Source organism: Pseudomonas sp. JV449, assembly GCF_032424295.1.
Lineage (GTDB): Bacteria > Pseudomonadota > Gammaproteobacteria > Pseudomonadales > Pseudomonadaceae > Aquipseudomonas > Aquipseudomonas marginalis.
This window is the reverse complement of record NZ_VYKD01000005.1, coordinates 661565-679246: the sequence shown is the minus strand read 5'-3', so window position 1 is coordinate 679246 and position 17682 is coordinate 661565. Positions and strand designations below refer to the sequence as shown.

Annotated in this window: 16 protein-coding genes and 1 riboswitch; of the genes, 14 read left to right on the top strand and 2 right to left on the bottom strand. The window is 63.4% G+C overall.

Translation table 11 applies throughout. The annotated features are described in order from the left end of the window. Positions 1 to 24 precede the first annotated feature (24 nt). The 3 genes from F6S08_RS08455 to F6S08_RS08445 are packed head-to-tail and all read left to right on the top strand — an operon-like array spanning position 25 to position 3029. On the top strand, positions 25 to 483 hold the full coding sequence (locus tag F6S08_RS08455) for a tripartite tricarboxylate transporter TctB family protein (protein ID WP_315871516.1): 459 nt from the start codon (positions 25 to 27) through the stop codon (positions 481 to 483). Between the two features lies 1 nt (position 484). Further along, on the top strand, positions 485 to 1999 hold the full coding sequence (locus F6S08_RS08450; protein WP_315871515.1) for a tripartite tricarboxylate transporter permease: 1515 nt from the start codon (positions 485 to 487) through the stop codon (positions 1997 to 1999). Next, positions 1992 to 3029, top strand: coding sequence for an AbrB family transcriptional regulator (locus F6S08_RS08445; RefSeq protein ID WP_074845154.1), 1038 nt, complete (start codon positions 1992 to 1994; stop codon positions 3027 to 3029). The genes F6S08_RS08450 and F6S08_RS08445 overlap by 8 nt, the downstream gene beginning before the upstream one ends. 61 nt (positions 3030 to 3090) lie before the next feature. Here the strand turns inward: F6S08_RS08445 and ung are convergent, their stop codons facing one another. After that, positions 3091 to 3783 carry a uracil-DNA glycosylase gene (gene ung, locus F6S08_RS08440; RefSeq protein ID WP_027604331.1) on the bottom strand — a complete coding sequence of 231 codons (693 nt, stop codon included), beginning with the start codon at positions 3781 to 3783 and terminating at the stop codon, positions 3091 to 3093. A 136-nt stretch (positions 3784 to 3919) separates the two neighbouring features. Here ung and F6S08_RS08435 point away from each other — a divergent pair, with 136 nt between their 5' ends. Next, positions 3920 to 5032, top strand: coding sequence for an enoyl-CoA hydratase/isomerase family protein (locus F6S08_RS08435; protein WP_315871514.1), 1113 nt, complete (start codon positions 3920 to 3922; stop codon positions 5030 to 5032). 55 nt (positions 5033 to 5087) lie between these two features. On the opposite strand, the gene F6S08_RS08430 is transcribed toward F6S08_RS08435, so the two are convergent. Further along, the gene (locus F6S08_RS08430) at positions 5088 to 5459 is read right to left on the bottom strand and encodes a hypothetical protein (protein ID WP_074844425.1); all 372 of its coding nucleotides are present in this window, start codon (positions 5457 to 5459) and stop codon (positions 5088 to 5090) included. A gap of 314 nt (positions 5460 to 5773) precedes the next feature. Between F6S08_RS08430 and F6S08_RS08425 the strand changes: the two genes are divergently transcribed. The 10 genes from F6S08_RS08425 (at position 5774) to F6S08_RS08380 (ending at position 17638) form a co-directional block, all read left to right on the top strand. Next, the gene (locus F6S08_RS08425; protein ID WP_315871513.1) at positions 5774 to 7396 is read left to right on the top strand and encodes a methyl-accepting chemotaxis protein; all 1623 of its coding nucleotides are present in this window, start codon (positions 5774 to 5776) and stop codon (positions 7394 to 7396) included. Positions 7397 to 7564: 168 nt separating this feature from the next. Beyond that, positions 7565 to 7666: riboswitch (guanidine-I (ykkC/yxkD leader) on the top strand. Positions 7667 to 7726: 60 nt separating this feature from the next. Further along, positions 7727 to 8794: a putative urea ABC transporter substrate-binding protein gene (locus tag F6S08_RS08420; RefSeq protein WP_065928223.1), complete on the top strand. Its 1068-nt coding sequence runs from the start codon at positions 7727 to 7729 to the stop codon at positions 8792 to 8794. Positions 8795 to 8806: 12 nt separating this feature from the next. Beyond that, the gene (locus F6S08_RS08415; protein WP_065928224.1) at positions 8807 to 9622 is read left to right on the top strand and encodes an ABC transporter permease; all 816 of its coding nucleotides are present in this window, start codon (positions 8807 to 8809) and stop codon (positions 9620 to 9622) included. After that, positions 9619 to 10383: an ABC transporter ATP-binding protein gene (locus tag F6S08_RS08410; protein ID WP_315871512.1), complete on the top strand. Its 765-nt coding sequence runs from the start codon at positions 9619 to 9621 to the stop codon at positions 10381 to 10383. Before F6S08_RS08415 ends, F6S08_RS08410 begins: the two co-directional genes overlap by 4 nt. After that, a complete protein-coding gene (locus F6S08_RS08405) occupies positions 10380 to 11105 on the top strand; it encodes an urea amidolyase associated protein UAAP1 (protein WP_315871511.1) in 726 nt (241 codons plus the stop codon). The genes F6S08_RS08410 and F6S08_RS08405 overlap by 4 nt, the downstream gene beginning before the upstream one ends. A gap of 9 nt (positions 11106 to 11114) precedes the next feature. After that, positions 11115 to 11744 carry an urea amidolyase associated protein UAAP2 gene (locus F6S08_RS08400; protein ID WP_074844417.1) on the top strand — a complete coding sequence of 210 codons (630 nt, stop codon included), beginning with the start codon at positions 11115 to 11117 and terminating at the stop codon, positions 11742 to 11744. Positions 11745 to 11907: 163 nt separating this feature from the next. Continuing rightward, positions 11908 to 15513 carry an urea carboxylase gene (gene uca, locus F6S08_RS08395; protein ID WP_315871510.1) on the top strand — a complete coding sequence of 1202 codons (3606 nt, stop codon included), beginning with the start codon at positions 11908 to 11910 and terminating at the stop codon, positions 15511 to 15513. A gap of 47 nt (positions 15514 to 15560) precedes the next feature. Beyond that, complete coding sequence (locus F6S08_RS08390; protein ID WP_065938870.1) at positions 15561 to 15767, top strand: cysteine-rich CWC family protein; 207 nt, start codon at positions 15561 to 15563, stop codon at positions 15765 to 15767. Then, positions 15757 to 16449 carry a pseudouridine synthase gene (locus tag F6S08_RS08385; protein ID WP_074844408.1) on the top strand — a complete coding sequence of 231 codons (693 nt, stop codon included), beginning with the start codon at positions 15757 to 15759 and terminating at the stop codon, positions 16447 to 16449. Before F6S08_RS08390 ends, F6S08_RS08385 begins: the two co-directional genes overlap by 11 nt. Positions 16450 to 16753: 304 nt before the next feature. Continuing rightward, positions 16754 to 17638, top strand: coding sequence for an alpha/beta fold hydrolase (locus tag F6S08_RS08380; protein WP_141605685.1), 885 nt, complete (start codon positions 16754 to 16756; stop codon positions 17636 to 17638). Positions 17639 to 17682 lie beyond the last annotated feature (44 nt).

Below are 17682 nucleotides of genomic sequence, written 5' to 3'. Positions count from 1 at the left end.
ACAAGAGGGGCCTTGGAGTTTCCTATGCTCTTACAACGCATTTTTGCCGCTGTGCTGTTGCTGGCCTGTGCCGGCCTGGCACTGATGGCCTGGCCGTATCAGGCGGCGTTTTCTTACGAGCCCGTGGGGCCTCGGGCCTACCCGTTGCTGATGCTCGGGCTGATGAGCCTGGCGCTGATCTACATGCTGTTCCGCCCGCAACCCACCCAGCACACCGAAGAAGAACCCGCGCTCGACCGCCAGACACTGGTCAAGATCAGCATCTGCGTGGCGCTGTTGATCGTGTTTGCCGGCACCTTCGAGCCCCTGGGTTTCATCCTCAGCAGCATGCTGATCGGCATCCCCATGGCGCGCCTGTATGGCGGCCGCTGGGTGCCCAGTGTGGTGATCGTCAGCCTGATGGCCATCGGTCTTTATCTGCTGTTCGATAAAGCCATGGATGTTCCGCTGCCCCTCGGCCTGCTCGACGTTCTGGAGAACTGATATGGATACTTTCAGCTATTTGGGCCAGGGCTTCGGCGTTGCACTGTCCCCCTACAACCTGGTGACCGCCCTGTGCGGCACCTTGATCGGCACCGTGGTCGGGCTGTTGCCGGGCCTGGGCCCGATCAACGGCGTGGCGCTGTTGATCCCCATCGCGTTCGCCCTGGGCCTGCCGCCGGAATCGGCGCTGATCCTGCTGGCCGCCGTGTACCTGGGCTGCGAATACGGCGGGCGTATCAGCTCGATCCTGCTGAACATCCCGGGCGAAGCCTCCACCGTGATGACCACCCTCGACGGCTACCCGATGGCCCGCAAAGGCTTGGCCGGTGTGGCGCTGTCGTTGTCCGCGTGGAGTTCGTTCATCGGCGCGTTTATCGCCACCTGCGGCATGGTGCTGTTCGCGCCGCTGCTGGCCAAATGGGCGATTGCCTTCGGCCCGGCGGAATATTTCGTGCTGATGGTGTTCGCGATTGTCTGCCTGGGCGGCATGGCCGGTGACAAACCGTTGAAGACCTTTGTGGCGGCGCTGATCGGCCTGTTCCTTTCCGCCGTGGGCATCGACGCCAACAGCGGCGTGTACCGGTTCACCGGCGATAACATCCACCTCACCGACGGCATCCAGTTTGTGGTGTTGGTGCTGGGCTTGTTCTCCATCAGCGAGATCCTGTTGCTGCTGGAAAAAACCCACCGTGGCCAGGAAGCGGTAAAGGCCACCGGGCGGATGATGTTCAACCTGAAAGAAGCAGGTTCGGTGTTCGTGGTGAACATTCGTTGCGGCCTGCTCGGCTTCATCATGGGCGTGCTGCCCGGCGCGGGCGCGACCCTGGCCTCGGCGGTGGCCTACATGACCGAGAAACGCCTGGCCGGTGCCAGCGGCAAATTCGGCCAGGGCGACATGCGCGGCCTGGCTGCACCGGAAACCGCCATCGGCGCGTCCGCCTGCGGTGCCCTGGTACCGATGCTGACCCTCGGCGTTCCCGGGTCGGGCACCACCGCCGTGATGATCGGCGCCCTGTCGCTGTACAACATCACCCCCGGCCCGCTGCTGTTCCAACAGCAACCGGACATCGTCTGGGGCCTGATCGCCTCGTTGTTTATCGCCAACATCATGCTGGTGATCCTCAACATCCCGATGATCCGCATCTTCACGCGCATCCTCGCCGTGCCGAACTGGGCGCTGGTGCCGGTGATCGCGATCATCACCGCGATCGGTGTGTACGCGGTGCACGCCACCACCTTCGACCTGTTCCTGATGGTCGGTATCGGCATCTTCGGCTACATCCTGCGCAAGCTGGACTTCCCGCTGTCGCCGGTGCTGCTGGGCTTTATCCTCGGTGGGCTGATGGAACAAAACCTGCGCCGTGCGCTGTCGATCTCCAACGGTGCGCTGGAAATCCTGTGGTCGAGCCCGATTACCTTTGGCGTCTGGGTGCTGACCGCCATCATGCTGTTTGTACCGTTGCTGCGTATCTGGCGTAAACGTGCCCAACAGCGTCGTGCCGTGGCCGATGTCTGAGGTCATCTTTAAACATTGGTGGGGAACACCGCTGGTCGGCCTGGCCGGCGGTTACCTGGCCAGCCTGGTTGGCTGGCCTTTGCCGTACATGGTCGGCTCCTTACTGGCGATCATCCTCGTGCGTTGCCTAACGCCCTGGCAGTTAGCGGAGATTCCCGGCGGGCGCAAATGCGGCCAATGGGTGGTGGGCATCGGCATCGGCCTGCACTTCACCCCGGTGGTGATCGAACAGGTGATGAGCCACTTCGGCCTGATTTTCTTCGGGGCGCTGGTCACCAGCCTGTCGAGCGTGGTGGGCGTGTGGTTGATGCGCCGCAGTGGTGAAGACCGCGCCACCGCGTTCTTCTCGAGCATGCCGGGCGGTTCCGGGGAAATGGTCAACCTCGGCTCGCGCAATGGCGCGGTACTCAGCCGTGTCGCGGCTGGGCAAAGTCTGCGCGTGCTGGTGGTGGTGCTGTGTGTGCCGGCGATCTTCAAGTATCTGTTGGGCGGCGGTGCGCCGCAGTTTCATCCGGCGCCTGTCAGTTGGGCGTGGCTGGCGCTGCTGTTTCCGCTCGGTGCACTGGTGGCCTGGGGCTGGCAGCGCTTGCGCCAGCCTAACCCGTGGTTGTTCGGCCCCTTGCTGGTCAGTGCGACGGCCAGCGTGGTGTGGGACCTGCATATCGGCCTGCCCGACGGCGGCAGCCAGATCGGCCAGTGGTTGATCGGCAGCGGGTTGGGCTGCCACTTCAACCGGCAGTTCTTTCGTCGAGCACCGTCGTTCATGGGCCGCACCTTGATCGGCACGGCCTTGACCATGGCGTTGGCAACGTTGGCGGCGGTGGGCTTGAGCGCCCTCACCCACCTGGACCTGCGCTCGCTGACCCTAGGCATGATGCCCGGCGGGATTGCCGAGATGAGCCTTACGGCCGAGACCCTGCAACTGTCGGTGCCGTTGGTGACGGCGATGCAGGTGATGCGCTTGTTGTTTGTGCTGTTTCTGGCGGAGCCGTTGTTTCGGCATTGGAACCGTCAGCCGGAAAAAATCTAAACCTTCGGCACAGTTCAACCTGTGGGGGGCTTGTCCCTCCCACATTTGAATGTGCCTGGCCTTAGAGCGGCGGCAACCGCCACTCAATCGGCGTCTCGCCGTTCTGCTCAAGAAACTTGTTGGTGCGGCTGAAATGCCCGCACCCCAGGAACCCGCGATACGCCGACAACGGCGACGGATGCACCGACGTCAGCACCAAATGCTTGGTGGCATCGACCAGCTTCTGCTTGCCCTGGGCATGGGCGCCCCACAACAGGAACACCAAATGCGGCTGGTGTTCGCTGACCACTTCGATAATCCGATCGGTAAAGAATTGCCAGCCCTTGCCCGCATGGGCATTGGCGTTGGCGCGTTCCACGGTCATGGTGGTGTTGAGCAGCAATACGCCCTGGTCGGCCCAGCTCTGCAGGCAGCCGTGGTTGGGGATGTCGATGTTCAGGTCGCGCTTGAGCTCTTTGTAGATATTGACCAGGGACGGCGGCGCCGGCACGCCCGGTTGTACCGAGAAGCACAGGCCGTGGGCCTGGCCGGGGCCGTGGTACGGGTCCTGGCCGAGGATCACCACCTTGACCTTGTCCAGCGGCGTTGAGTTAAGCGCATTGAAGATCAGCGGGCCGGGCGGGTAGATCTCTTTGCCGGCGGCATGTTCCTGGCGCAGGAACTCGCGCAACTGGCCCATGTAGGGCTTATCGAACTCATCACGCAGGGCGTGTTTCCAGCTGGGTTCGAGTTTGATACGGTCGCCTTCGGTCATAGTTGAAATGTCTTGTAGAAAAGAATGAGGCGAACCCTAGGAAAGCCGGCCCTGCTTGTCAATTGATCTGACACACCACCGGCACTTTCCCACGAAGCGATCATACTGATCCTTCACCTTCTCGATTGAGGTCACGATGAATCTGCACTTCGAAGAACTGACCGGCAGTGGCGGCGCCCGCGTCGGCATCGCCAGCCTCAACGCTGAAAAGTCCCTCAACGCCCTCTCTTTGCCGATGATCCTGGCCCTGACTGATCGCCTGGAGGCCTGGGCCAAAGACCCGGCCATCGTCTGTGTGCTGCTGCGTGGCAACGGGCCCAAGGCGTTTTGCGCCGGGGGCGAAGTGCGCAGCCTGGCCCAGGCCTGCCGCGAGCAGCCGGGTGAAGTGCCGGCCCTGGCCGCACAGTTTTTTGCCGCGGAATACCGCCTCGACTACCGCTTGCACACTTACCCTAAGCCGCTGATCTGCTGGGGCCACGGTTACGTGCTGGGCGGGGGCATGGGCCTGCTGCAAAGTGCGGCCATACGGATTGTCACGCCGAGCAGCCGCCTGGCCATGCCCGAGATCAGCATCGGCCTGTACCCGGACGTGGGCGCCAGCTGGTTCCTGTCGCGCCTGCCCGGCAAGCTGGGCTTATTCCTTGGCCTCACCGGCGCCCATATCAACGGCCGTGACGCCCTGGACCTGGGCCTGGCCGACCGTTTCCTGCGTGACGATCAACAAGACGAGTTGCTCGATGGCTTGCTGCAACTGAACTGGCAGGAGCAGACCGCGATACAGCTCAACAGCCTGCTCAAGGCCATGGCCCAGGAAGCCGTGGCCCAGCAACCCGAGGCGCAATGGCTGCCGCGCCGGGCACAGATCGACGAATGGCTGGACGTCGGCGATGTGCGCAGCGCCTGGCGCGCCTTGAGCCCGCTGCGTGACCACGCGGACCCACTGTTCAATCGCGCCGGCAAGACATTGAGCGAAGGCTGCCCGCTGACCGCGCACCTGGTGTGGGAACAGATCCAGCGGGCCCGCCACCTGTCCCTGGCCGAGGTGTTCCAGGTGGAATACACCCTGAGCCTGAACTGCTGCCGCCATCCGGAATTCAGCGAGGGGGTGCGCGCGCGGTTGATCGACAAGGACCAGAAGCCCCATTGGCATTGGCCAGACATCAATACGGTCCCGGACGCCGTGGTGCAGGCGCACTTCACCAAGGCGTGGGAAGGCCGGCACCCGCTGGCGGACTTGTCCGATTACTGAGGTTTTGCGCCCATAAAAAAGCGGCGCTTCATGCGCCGCTTGTCATACAGGCCGGTCAACGGTGACCGCCACGGCCACCTCCACGGTCATGATCACCACCGCGTCCATGCCCGCCATTGTTCCAACGATCCCCCCAGCCCTGGTTCGGGTAAGGCCGGTAACCGGCCCTTGGCCCTGACGGGTAATAGCGAGGCGCCGGCTGGTAATAACGCGGTGCCGAGTAGTAACGCGGTGCCGGAGCGTAGTAACGCGGCGACGGGTAGTAATCACGGCGATATTGATACGCCGTGCCGCCGCCATAGTAATAAGCCGGCGCCGGTGAGGTGTAGACCTCGGAACGGTAGTAGCTCTGGCCTCCATCGTAGTAGGGCACACAAGCGCAAAGGGTCAGACCGAGTAAAGCGCTGAGCAGCAGTCGTCGATACATGGCGGCCTCCTGGACCGCGGAAGAGCACCTCCAGCGACGCTGGGGGGCGGCATTCAGCTTTCACTGAATGACGAAACATCTGACATCAAAAACCGAATCTGGTGCGTTTTGGTAACAACTTGATACATCAATGCCAAGGGCAGCCACATCCCGTCAGACGCACTGCGGTATAGCACTTAACAACCCCCAGGTTTATCGATTCAGTAAATTTTTCTGGCTCGAAACTTTCCCGATTGCGATGATGTCACTATGACATCGCATAAGCCAGGGAGGCTCTAACGTGCGCCCTTCGCCACTTTCGCCGGATCCGAGCCATGAAAATCTCAACCAAACTGCTGCTTTCATTTCTATTGTGTGCACTGGTCACCCTCGGGGTCGGCCTGCTGGGTATCAAAAGCGTGGTCCGCCTCGCCAATGCATTGGAACTGACGTTCTCCAATAACCTGGTGTCCGTCAGCACCACGGCCGCCACCCTCAACAGCCTGGTCGCCCACAACCGTGGTTTGTACCGTTTGATGGATGCGAGCAACGGCGACGTATCCCAACAAGACCGCGACCGTGTACGCCAGGACATCGCCAACGAACTCAAACGCATCCAGAGCGCCTACGCCACCTACCGCGCCACGCCCCTGGAAGACGACGAACGGGCAGCAGGCGACAAGCTCGACCAGATCTGGCCAACTTACACCAGCAGCTCCGAACGCATCATGTCGATGCTCGACAGTGGCCAGGTCGAGCAGGCCCGCGCCCAGCTCAACAGCACCAACAATGAACTGTTCCGCCAGGCGCGCGAGTTGATCCGTGTGATGATCGAGTCCAATAACCGCCAGATCAAGGAAGGCGCCCTCGCCGCCGAGGGCCTTCGCAGCAGCGCATTGACCTGGATGATCAGCGGCATTGTCCTGGCCTTCATCATTGCGATTATCATCGGTGTGCTGATCACGCGCCTGATCACCCGTCCTATCGCACAAGCGGTTGAGAACGCACAGCGCATTGCCAAGGGTGACCTGACCCAAGCCATCACGACCGACCGCACCGACGAAGCCGGGCAACTGCTGATGGCGTTGTCCGATATGCAGGGCGGCCTGAAAAGCACGCTGATGGAAATCGCCAATGCCTCCGACCAGCTCGCGTCGGCAGCCGAAGAGCTGAGTGCCGTCACCGATGAAAGCACCCGTGGCCTGACCCGCCAGAACGACGAAATCCAGCAAGCGGCCACCGCCGTCAACCAGATGACCGCAGCGGTCGACGAAGTGGCGAGCAACGCCGTGTCGACCTCCGAGGCGTCGCGCCAGGCCACCGCCGAAGCCGAGGACGGCCGCCAGCAGGTGGAGCAGGCAGTGTCGGGCATGTCGTCGATGGTGGTGGAGATCAACGATTCGACCCAATCGGTCGCTGACCTCGCCAACCAGGTGCGCGAAATCGGCAAGGTGATTGATGTGATCCGCGGCATTGCCGACCAGACCAACCTGCTGGCCCTCAATGCCGCCATCGAAGCCGCCCGTGCCGGTGAGCAAGGTCGCGGTTTTGCGGTGGTGGCCGATGAGGTGCGCGCGCTGGCCCATCGCACCCAGACCTCCACGGTCGACATCGAGAAAATGATCGGTGAAGTGCAGGCAGGCGCCGATGGCGCCGTGGCCGCCATGAACAAGAGCCTGAACTGGGCCAACAACACCCAGACCCTGGCGCAAAACGCCGGCCAGGCGCTGGAGCGCATCACCGCCAGCGTGGCCAGTATCAACGAGCGCAACCTGGTGATCGCCTCGGCGTCCGAGGAACAGGCCCAGGTGGCCCGCGAAGTGGATCGCAACCTGCTCAACATTCAGGACCTGTCGACCCAGACCGCCGCCGGTGCCCACCAGACCAACGCCTCCAGCCAGGACCTGTCGCGCCTGGCCACCTCGTTCACTATGCTGGTCAGCAAGTTCCAGCTGTAAGCGCCTCATCACAGTGCGCCGGCGCACCTGCGTGGCGCACACCGCCCTCGTCTACACCCTCCTCTCCCGCTCGCCCGGCTGAACCGCCGGGCATCGAAGCCACTTGGCACGACTCTCGCTTTGTCTCTTGCGTGCAGGATTGATAACAGGTTCGCGGCACCACAATTTGCAATGGCCGACTAGGGTTCCGGCTCGCCGAAAGCGAGTGGCTGGTCCGAGAGTTGGCGACCTCCAGTTGAGGTTACACGGCGGGATAAAAGCCCGGGAGACAAGCCACCGTTCACGGTGCCGCGTTGCTCCTGCTCGCCCTTGATCAACTGGAGAAGCCCCATGCCCTCAATCCGTTTACCCGCCCTGCTCGCCGCCGTCTTTGCCGCCGTGCTGAGCGTCCAGGCCCAAGCCGCCACGAAAAACCACTTCAGCGTGTGCTGGACGATCTACGCCGGCTGGATGCCATGGGAGTACGCCGGCAGCCAAGGCATCCTCGACAAGTGGGCGAAGAAGTACGGCATCACCATCGACATGGTGCAGCTCAATGACTACGTCGAATCCATCAACCAGTACACCGCCGGCCAGTTCGACGGCTGCACCATGACCAACATGGACGCCCTGACCATCCCCGCCGCCGGTGGCGTGGACAGCACCGCGCTGGTGGTCAGCGACTTCTCCAACGGCAACGACGGCGTGGTAATCAAGGGCACCGGCAAGACCGTGGCCGACCTCAAGGGCATGAACGTCAACCTGGTGGAACTCTCGGTGTCTCACTACCTGCTGGCCCGCGCGCTGGAGTCGGCGGACTTGACGGAAAAAGACCTGAAGGTGGTCAACACCTCCGATGCCGACATCGCGGCGGCCTTCAACACCGACCAGGTCCAGGCCGTCACCACCTGGAACCCGATGCTCTCGGAGATCAAGGCCAAGCCTGGGGTGAGCCAAGTGTTCGACTCGAGCAAAGTACCCGGCGAAATCATGGACATGATGGTGGTCAACACCCAGGTCCTCAAAGACAACCCCAAGCTGGGCAAAGCGCTGACCGGCGCCTGGTTCGAAGTGGTCGCGCTGATGAACGCCAAGGGCCCCGCCAGCACCGCAGCCCTCGAACATATGGCCAAGGCCTCGGGCACTGACCTTGCGGGCTTCCAGTCGCAACTGGACACCACTCAGTTGTTCGCCACGCCCCAGGAAGCCCTGGCCTTCGCCACCAGCCCACAGTTGCCCGCCACCATGGGCAAAGTCGCCGAGTTCTCGTTTAAACACGGCCTGCTGGGTGAAGGCGCCAAGGACAGCAGCGCCGTGGGCATGCGCTTCGCCAACGGTGTGACCAGCGGCGACAAGGCCAACCTCAAGCTGCAGTTCGACCCCAGCTACGTACAGATGGCCGCCGACGGCAAGCTGTAAGAGGACCCGGCCATGCGCCTGATCAACCGTCACCCGGACCGTTCCAGCCGCCTGTTGCTGGTGCTGCTGCCGTTCGCCCTGCTGCTGTTCGCCTACTTCGTGGGCTCGGCCGAACGCCTGGCGGACAACCCCAACGACAAGCTGCTGCCCGGTGCCGGGCAAATGCTTGACGCGGTAAAGCGCCTGGCCTTCAACGCCGACACCCGCACCGGCGAATACGTGCTGTGGCAGGACAGCGCTGCCAGCCTGCGGCGCCTCGCCATCGGTCTGGGGATCAGCGCCCTCGCCGGCCTGTGCCTGGGGATCGCCGCCGGCACGCTGCCGCTGTTTGGCGCGCCGTTGTCACCGTTGCTGACGGTGCTGTCGATGGTGCCGCCGCTGGCGATCCTGCCGATTCTGTTCATCGTGTTCGGGCTGGGGGAATTGTCCAAGGTGATGCTGATCGTCATCGGCGTCACCCCCTGCCTGGCCCGAGACCTGGAACAGCGCGCGCGGGAAATTCCGCTCGAGCTGCTGGTGAAGGCGCAGACCCTCGGCGCCTCCACCTGGACCCTGATGCTGCGTGTGGTATTGCCGCAATTGCTGCCGCGCCTGTTGATCTCGCTGCGGCTGATGCTCGGCTCGGCGTGGTTGTTTTTGATCGCCGCCGAAGCCATCGCCTCCACCGACGGTTTGGGCTACCGGATCTTCCTGGTACGACGCTACCTGGCGATGGACGTGATCCTGCCTTACGTGGTGTGGATCACGCTGCTGGCGTGGCTGATGGACTGGGGCCTCAAGGCCCTGACCCGGCGTGCGTTCCCCTGGTACGAAGGAGCGCGGGCATGAGCTTTATCAGCGTCAATAATGTGTGGCAGCGCTATGGCGATCAGGTGGTGCTCGAAGGCCTCAACCTGCACGTCGCCGAGGGTGAGTTTTGCACGCTGGTGGGTACGTCCGGGTGTGGCAAGTCGACCTTCCTGCGCCTGCTGCTGGGCCAGGAAACCGCGAGCAAGGGCCTGATCCTGCTGGACGGCCAGGCCCTCGCCGCCGAGCCGGATGCCAGCCGTGGCGTGGTGTTCCAGCGCTATTCGGTGTTCCCACATCTGACTGTGCTCGACAACGTCGCCCTCGGCCTGGAACTGCCACATTCTCGCCTGCTGGGCCGGCTGTTCGGTAAAGCCAGGAAGGACGCCCGCGAACAGGCTGCCGCGCTGCTGCACAAGGTCGGCCTCGGCCACGCCCTGGACAAGTACCCCGCGCAGCTCTCCGGCGGCATGCAACAACGCCTGGCCATCGCCCAGGCCCTGATCATGAAACCCCGCGTGTTGCTGCTGGACGAACCCTTCGGCGCCCTCGACCCGGGCATTCGCAAAGACATGCACCAGCTGCTGCTGGAACTGTGGCGCGAAACCCGGCTGACGGTGTTCATGGTCACCCATGACCTGAGCGAAGGCTTCAGCCTCGGCACGCGCCTGCTGGTGTTCGACAAGGTTCGCGTCGATCCCCACGCCCCCGGCGCCTATGGCGCGCGCATCACCTACGACATCCCTTTGAACAGCGAACGCCGCAAGGCGCTCGCCGCCGAACTTGGAGCCACGTCCAAATGACCGATTCCACCCAACTGTTCCCACCCTTCGCCGAAGAAATGCTGCCCGGCGGCGGCCACCGCTCGTTCGTGCTCAAGCGCGGCCAACTGCTGCGCCTGACCGACCTGCGCGGCGGCGCCAACGTCAGCCTGACCCTGCTCAACGCCAACGAAAAAACCGAGCGCCTGAACCTGCCCGACAGCCTCAAATGCCAACACACCGCCAAGCTCACCACCGGCCATTGCCTGTACTCGGACATGGGCCGCGTACTGGCCGCGATCACCGCCGACACCTGCGGCTGGAGCGACAGCATCGGCGGCGTGCTGTGCGCCGCCGAAGTCGCCGAGAAGTACGGCCAGGGCCGCTATCAGGAACTGCGCAACGGCTTCTTCCGCAACGGCACCGACAACCTGCTTGTGGAGTTGGGCAAGTGGGGGCTGGGCCTGTCCGACCTGCTGATGACCCTCAACCTGTTCAGCAAAGTCGCGGTGGATGGCGACGGTGGCCTGCACTTTGTAGCTGGTAATTCCAGGGCCGGCGACTACATCGAGCTCTACGCGCCGATGGACACCCTGGTGGTGCTCACCGCGCTGCAACACCCCATGGACCCGAACCCGCACTACGCGCCGCAACCGCTGAAACTGAGCTGGATGAACGCCGACAAAAGCGTCGCCGAACACTGCCGCACCTCGCGCCCGGAAAACGAGCGCGGCTTTATCAACACCGACCGCCTGTTCGCCTGAGGAGCTGCCATGTCTATCGCACTGAAACAACCGGACGCGGCCGTGTACCGCGCAACCATCCCCGCCGGCGAGCCGTGGCTGATGGAGGTCAAGGCCGGGCAGACCCTGCGCATCCTCGACCTGGAGGGCAACCAGGCCGTCGACACGTTGTTCTACAGCGTGAAAAACCCGCGTGAACGCTACGACGTGCAGCGCACGTTGCGCCGGCAGAACAGCGTGTACCTGGGCACCGGCAGCGTGCTGTATTCCAACCTCGGCCAGCCGATGCTGACCATCGTCGATGACACCTGCGGGCGCCACGATACCCTCGGCGGCGCCTGCGCCCAAGAGAGCAACACCGTGCGCTACGCCCTGGAAAAACGCTACATGCACAGCTGCCGCGACAACTACCTGCGCGCCTGTGCCCACGACGGCCGCCTGGGCAAAGGCGACATCGGGCCGAACATCAATTTCTTCATGAATGTGCCGGTGACGGCCGACGGCGGGCTGACCTTCGAAGACGGCATTTCCGCCCCCGGCAAGTACGTCGACCTGCGCGCCGAGATGGATGTGATCGTGCTGATCTCCAACTGCCCGCAGTTGAACAACCCATGCAACGCCTACAACCCCACCCCTGCGGAGCTGCTGGTATGGAACTGAAACTCAAGCGCCTGCGCCGTTGGCTGTTTGCCCTGTGCCAATCCCGAGCCGGGCAGTGCATCCGCAAACAATAGCGCGCCAATGTGGGATCCACACTGACTGCACGCACTGCGGACGACCGCAGTGCTCCCCCACTTTGCGGGACGGCCCGCAGGGTTTTGCCATGTTCGAAAAACTGTTGATCGCCAACCGTGGCGCCATCGCCTGCCGCATCCTGCGCACCTTGCGCGAGCTGCAGGTCAAGGGCATCGCCGTGTACGCCGAGGCCGATGCGGCGAGCCTGCATATCCAGCAAGCCGACGAGGCCTACAGCCTCGGTGAAGGCGCAGCGGCCGGTACGTACCTGGCGGTGGACAAAATCCTCGCCACCGCCAAGGCCTGTGGGGCCAAGGCGATCCACCCCGGCTACGGTTTCCTGTCGGAGAACGCAGCGTTTGCCGAAGCCTGTGAAAACGCGGGCATCGCCTTTGTCGGGCCGACGCCGCAACAACTGCGGGTATTTGGCCTCAAGCACACCGCCCGCGCCCTGGCCAAGCAACACGGGCTTGCGCTGCTGGAAGGCACCGAACTGCTCGACAGCCTCGCCTGCGCGTTGCTGGCCGCCGACGTCGTGGGCTACCCGGTGATGCTCAAAAGCACCGCCGGTGGCGGCGGTATCGGCATGCGCGTGTGCCGCAGCAGCGTGGAGTTGAGCGAGTCCTTCGAGGCCGTCAAACGCCTGGGGCAGAACAATTTCAGCGATGCCGGCGTGTTTATCGAGAAGTACATCGAGCACGCGCGCCATCTGGAAGTGCAGGTGTTCGGCGACGGCGCCGGTGAAGTGATCGCCCTCGGCGTGCGCGACTGCTCGGTGCAACGGCGCAACCAGAAAGTCCTCGAAGAAACCCCGGCGCCGAACCTGCCCGAAGGCATGGCCGAGGCCCTGTGCGCCGCCGCCATCACCTTGGCCAAGGCCGTGAACTACCGCAGCGCCGGCACCGTGGAATTTATCTATGACAGTGCTGACGGGCGCTTCTACTTCCTCGAAGTGAACACGCGCTTGCAGGTGGAACACGGCGTCACCGAACAGGTATGGGGCGTGGACCTGGTGCGCTGGATGGTGCAACTGGCGGCCGGGGAAATGCCGCCGCTGAACACACTCGAGTTAACCCCCCGGGGCCACGCGATCCAGGCGCGCTTGTATGCCGAAGACCCGGGCCGCGATTTCCAGCCGAGTCCCGGCTTGCTGACCTGTGTGGATTTCCCGCTGGCCGAAGGCCTGCGGATCGACACCTGGGTGGAAGCCGGTTGCGAGATCCCGCCGTACTTCGACCCGATGATCGCCAAGCTCATCACGTGGGCGCCCACCCGCGAACAGGCGCGCCTGGATCTGCACCGGGCGTTGAGTGACAGTCGGTTGTACGGCGTGGAAACCAACCGCGATTACCTGCGCCAAATCCTGCTGGCCGCGCCCTTTGCCAATGGCCGGCCGTGGACGCGGTGCCTGGAAGACCTGGTCTACGTGGCCGACACGTTTGAAGTGATCAGCGCGGGCACGCAAACCAGTGTGCAGGACTATCCCGGCCGCCTCGGCTACTGGGCCGTGGGTGTGCCGCCGTCGGGGCCGATGGACAGCCGCTCGCTGCGCCTGGGCAATCGCCTGCTGGGCAACGACGAGGGAGCAGCGGCGCTGGAAATCACCCTGAGCGGGCCGCTGCTACGCTTCAATTGCGCGGCGGTGGTCGCCGTGACCGGTGCTGAAATCCCGCTGCGGTTGAATGATCGAGCCGTGCCGATGAACACCGCGCTATTGATTGAGGCCGGGTCGGTCCTGAGCCTGGGCACCCTCGCCGGCGCCGGGGCGCGCAGTTACCTGTGCCTGCGTGGCGGGCTGCAAGTGCCGAACTACCTGGGCAGCAAAAGCACCTTCACCCTCGGCCAGTTTGGCGGGCATGGCGGGCGCGCCTTGCGGGCGGGCGATGTGTTGCATCTGTTGCCGTTGGAAGACCGGAACGCCGGGCAACAATCAGTCGCTGAACCGCTGCCGGAGGTCCGCACACTGCGGGTGATTTATGGCCCCCACGGCGCGCCGGAATACTTCCTGCCGGCGTATATCGACACGTTCTTCGCCACGCAGTGGGAAGTGCATTTCAACTCCAGCCGCACCGGTGTTCGGCTGATCGGGCCGAAGCCATTGTGGGCGCGTACCGATGGCGGTGAAGCGGGGTTGCATCCATCGAACATCCATGACAACCCCTATGCCATCGGCGCGGTGGATTTCACCGGGGACATGCCAGTGATCCTCGGGCCGGATGGGCCAAGCCTGGGCGGTTTCGTGTGCCCGGTGACGGTGATCGAGGCAGACCTTTGGCAACTCGGCCAGCTCAAGGCCGGTGACAAGATTCGCTTTGAACCGGTGGACCTCAAGACCGCCCGCGACCTTGCCCTGAACTGGGATCAAAAGAATGCCGAAACCCTGTGGGAGCAGAGCTTGCTCGCGATGGGACCAACTCGGTCCGTCGCCGGCATCGAGCAATTGGCATCCCCCATCATCCTGGACATCGGCCACGCCGACACCCGCCTGGTCGCGCGCCTCGCCGGCGACACCCACCTGCTGCTGGAAATCGGCGCGCCGGAACTGGACCTGGTGCTGCGCTTTCGCGCCCATGCCCTGATGCAGGCCCTGGAAACCCGAGCATTGAAGGGCGTGATCGACCTGACGCCCGGGATCCGCTCGCTGCAGATCCACTACCAGCCCGAACAACTGCCCCTGGCCGACCTGCTGGCACTGATCAGCCACGAGTGGACCGCCGTGTGCACCCGGCAAAACCTGCAAGTGCCCTCGCGCATCGTGCACCTGCCGCTGTCCTGGGACGACCCGGCATGCCAGCTGGCCATCGAAAAATACATGACCACCGTGCGCAAGGACGCCCCGTGGTGCCCGAGCAACCTGGAGTTCATCCGTCGCATCAACGACCTGGCCAACCTTGATGAGGTGCGCCACACCGTGTTCGACGCCAGCTACCTGGTAATGGGCCTGGGCGACGTCTACCTCGGCGCGCCGGTGGCCACGCCGCTGGACCCGCGTCATCGGCTGGTGACCACCAAATACAACCCGGCCCGCACCTGGACCGCCGAAAATTCGGTGGGCATCGGCGGCGCGTATTTGTGCGTGTACGGCATGGAAGGGCCCGGCGGTTATCAGTTTGTCGGGCGCACCTTGCAGATGTGGAACCGCTATCGCGAAGTGGCGGCGTTTGACGGCAAGCCGTGGCTGCTGCGCTTCTTCGATCAGATTCGGTTCTATCCCGTGAGCGCGGATGAGCTGGTACGGATTCGTCGGGATTTCCCCCTGGGACGCTTCGAGCTGGATATCGAGGAGAGCACCCTGAACCTGGCGGATTACCAGGCATTTCTTGCGCGGGAAGCCTCGGGGATCAGTGCTTTTCGTGAACAACAGCAACAGGCCTTCAATGCCGAGCGCGAACGCTGGATCGCCAGCGGCCAGGCGCATTTCGACAGCGAAGAGCTCGCGGCGCCAGCGGCGCAAGACACGCTGCTCAAGGCCAATGAATACAGCATCGACAGCCCTATCGCCGGCAACCTCTGGCAGGTGCCGGTGGCCGTGGGTGCGCGGGTTGCCGCCGGGGATATGCTGGTGATTCTCGAGTCGATGAAAATGGAGATCCCGGTGCTGGCGCCCTTTGCCGGGGTGGTGCGGGAAATCCCGGTGCAGCCGGGCAGCGGCATTGGCGCCGGCCAACGGGTCGTGGTGCTGGAACGGGACTGACCGGCGCTGTATCGTGCAGGGACTTCCGAGACCCTGCCCCAGCGACCATGACCACGCCAACCCTTTGCCCCGCCTGCGGTGCCCGCAACGATTGCACCCTGGCCGACCCACGCACCGCCGACCAGCCGTGCTGGTGCTACAGCGTCACCATCGACCCGGCGGTGCTTGAAGCGCTGCCCGATGCATTGCGCAACACAGCCTGCCTGTGCCCGCGCTGTGCTCAGGTGGATGAGCAGCTTCGCAATGCGCGTTGACCGTTTCCTCAGCAACCTGCCGCGTTTCAATCGCCAACAAGTGCGCGTGTTGCTGGTGGAGCGGCGGGTGACGGTGGATGGCGTGGCAGTCAACGACCCGCATCATGAAGTGCGCGAATTCAGCCGCGTGTGCGTGGACGATGACGTGCTGCAGGTGGGTAAAGCGGCGCGCTATTTCATGCTGCACAAACCCAAGGGCTGCGTCAGCGCGACCTCGGACCCACAACACCCGACTGTCCTGGACCTGCTGGATGAGCCGGACAAAGGCGAGCTGCATATCGCCGGCCGCCTGGATTTCAACACCACCGGCCTGATGCTGATCACCAACGACGGCCAGTGGTCGCGGCGCCTGACGCAACCGCAGACCAAGTTGCCCAAGGTCTATCGGGTAGAGACGGAGCAGGACATCGGCCCCGAATACGCGGCAACCTTTGCAGCGGGCCTTTATTTCGCCTTTGAAGACCTGACCACGCAACCGGCCGAGCTGGAGCTGCTGGGGCCACGCCTGGCACGACTGAGCATCACCGAAGGCCGCTATCACCAGGTGAAGCGCATGTTCGGGCACTTCAACAACAAAGTGATCGGCCTGCACCGTGAGCGAATGGGCCCATTGGGCTTGGATGCGGCCCTGGCGCCCGGCAAGTACCGGGCGCTGTCCGAGGAAGAAATCCGACAGGTCTGACGACCGTTCGGCCGGTGATGGCAAAAACCCATTTGTGTGACTTGCGGCATCCCCGGTCTACTGCTTGAATCAAACCGTCAGCCAAATTATGACTGACGAGTCGCCTATAACCTCCAAGAAACACCTTGCCCCGCCCGCGCTTGATCCACGGGCCTCCCAGGCAAACAGCCCGCCCTAACAACAGCCGTCGGCCAGCCGTCATCGGACCGACATGGGCTCTCATCTTCCAGGCGTATGCCTACCTGTCACAAAGCTCGTGCAGAGTGATCTGCGCGCCCTACCCGCTTGCCAGGAGTCTTACGACATGAGGCCAGAAATCGCTGTGTTGGATATACAGGGTCAGTATCGGGTTTACACGGAGTTCTACCGCGCGGATGCTGCTGAAAAGACCATCATCCTGGTCAACGGCTCGCTGGCCACCACGGCCTCCTTCGCCCAAACCGTGAAAAGCCTGTACCCGCAATTCAATGTGGTTTTGTACGACCAGCCCTACGCCGGTCGCTCCAAAATCCATAACCGTCATGAGCAAATGCTGACGAAGGAAGTCGAAGGCCAGATCCTCCTGGAGCTGATCGACCACTTCGCCGCCGAGCACGTGCTGTCCTTCTCCTGGGGCGGCGCCGCCGCCCTGGTGGCCCTCGCCCAGCGGCCACGGCGTGTGGAAAAGGCGGTGATCAGCTCGTTCTCGCCAGTGATCAACGCGCCAATGCGCGACTACCTCGAGCGTGGCGTCGACTACCTCGGCAACCTCGACCGCGACCGCGTCGGGCACTTGATCAACAGCACCATCGGCAAACACCTGCCGTCGCTGTTCAAGCGTTTCAACTACAAGCATGTGAGCAGCCTGGCCGAGCACGAATACGGGCAGATGCATTTTCACATCAGCCAGGTACTGCACAACGACCGCCTGTGCTACCTCAAGGCCGCGCGGCAGATCGATGTGCCGGTGCTGTTTCTGAACGGCGAATGGGACGAATACACCAGCGCCGAAGACGCCAGGCAGTTCGGGCAGTACGTGACGAAGAGCAGCTTCAGCACCATCCAGGCGACGGGGCATTTCCTGGATATGGAGCACAAGGCCGCCTGCCGGGACAGCCGGGACGCGGTGGTGGGCTTTTTGAAACCGGAACGGCAGGCCAGCCGATTGCGTTATCACCAGGGCCAGACGCAGCATGCATTCGCCATCTGAAATGAAGGCTTGCCGTGGCGAACGGACCTGCTCGCCACGGCAAG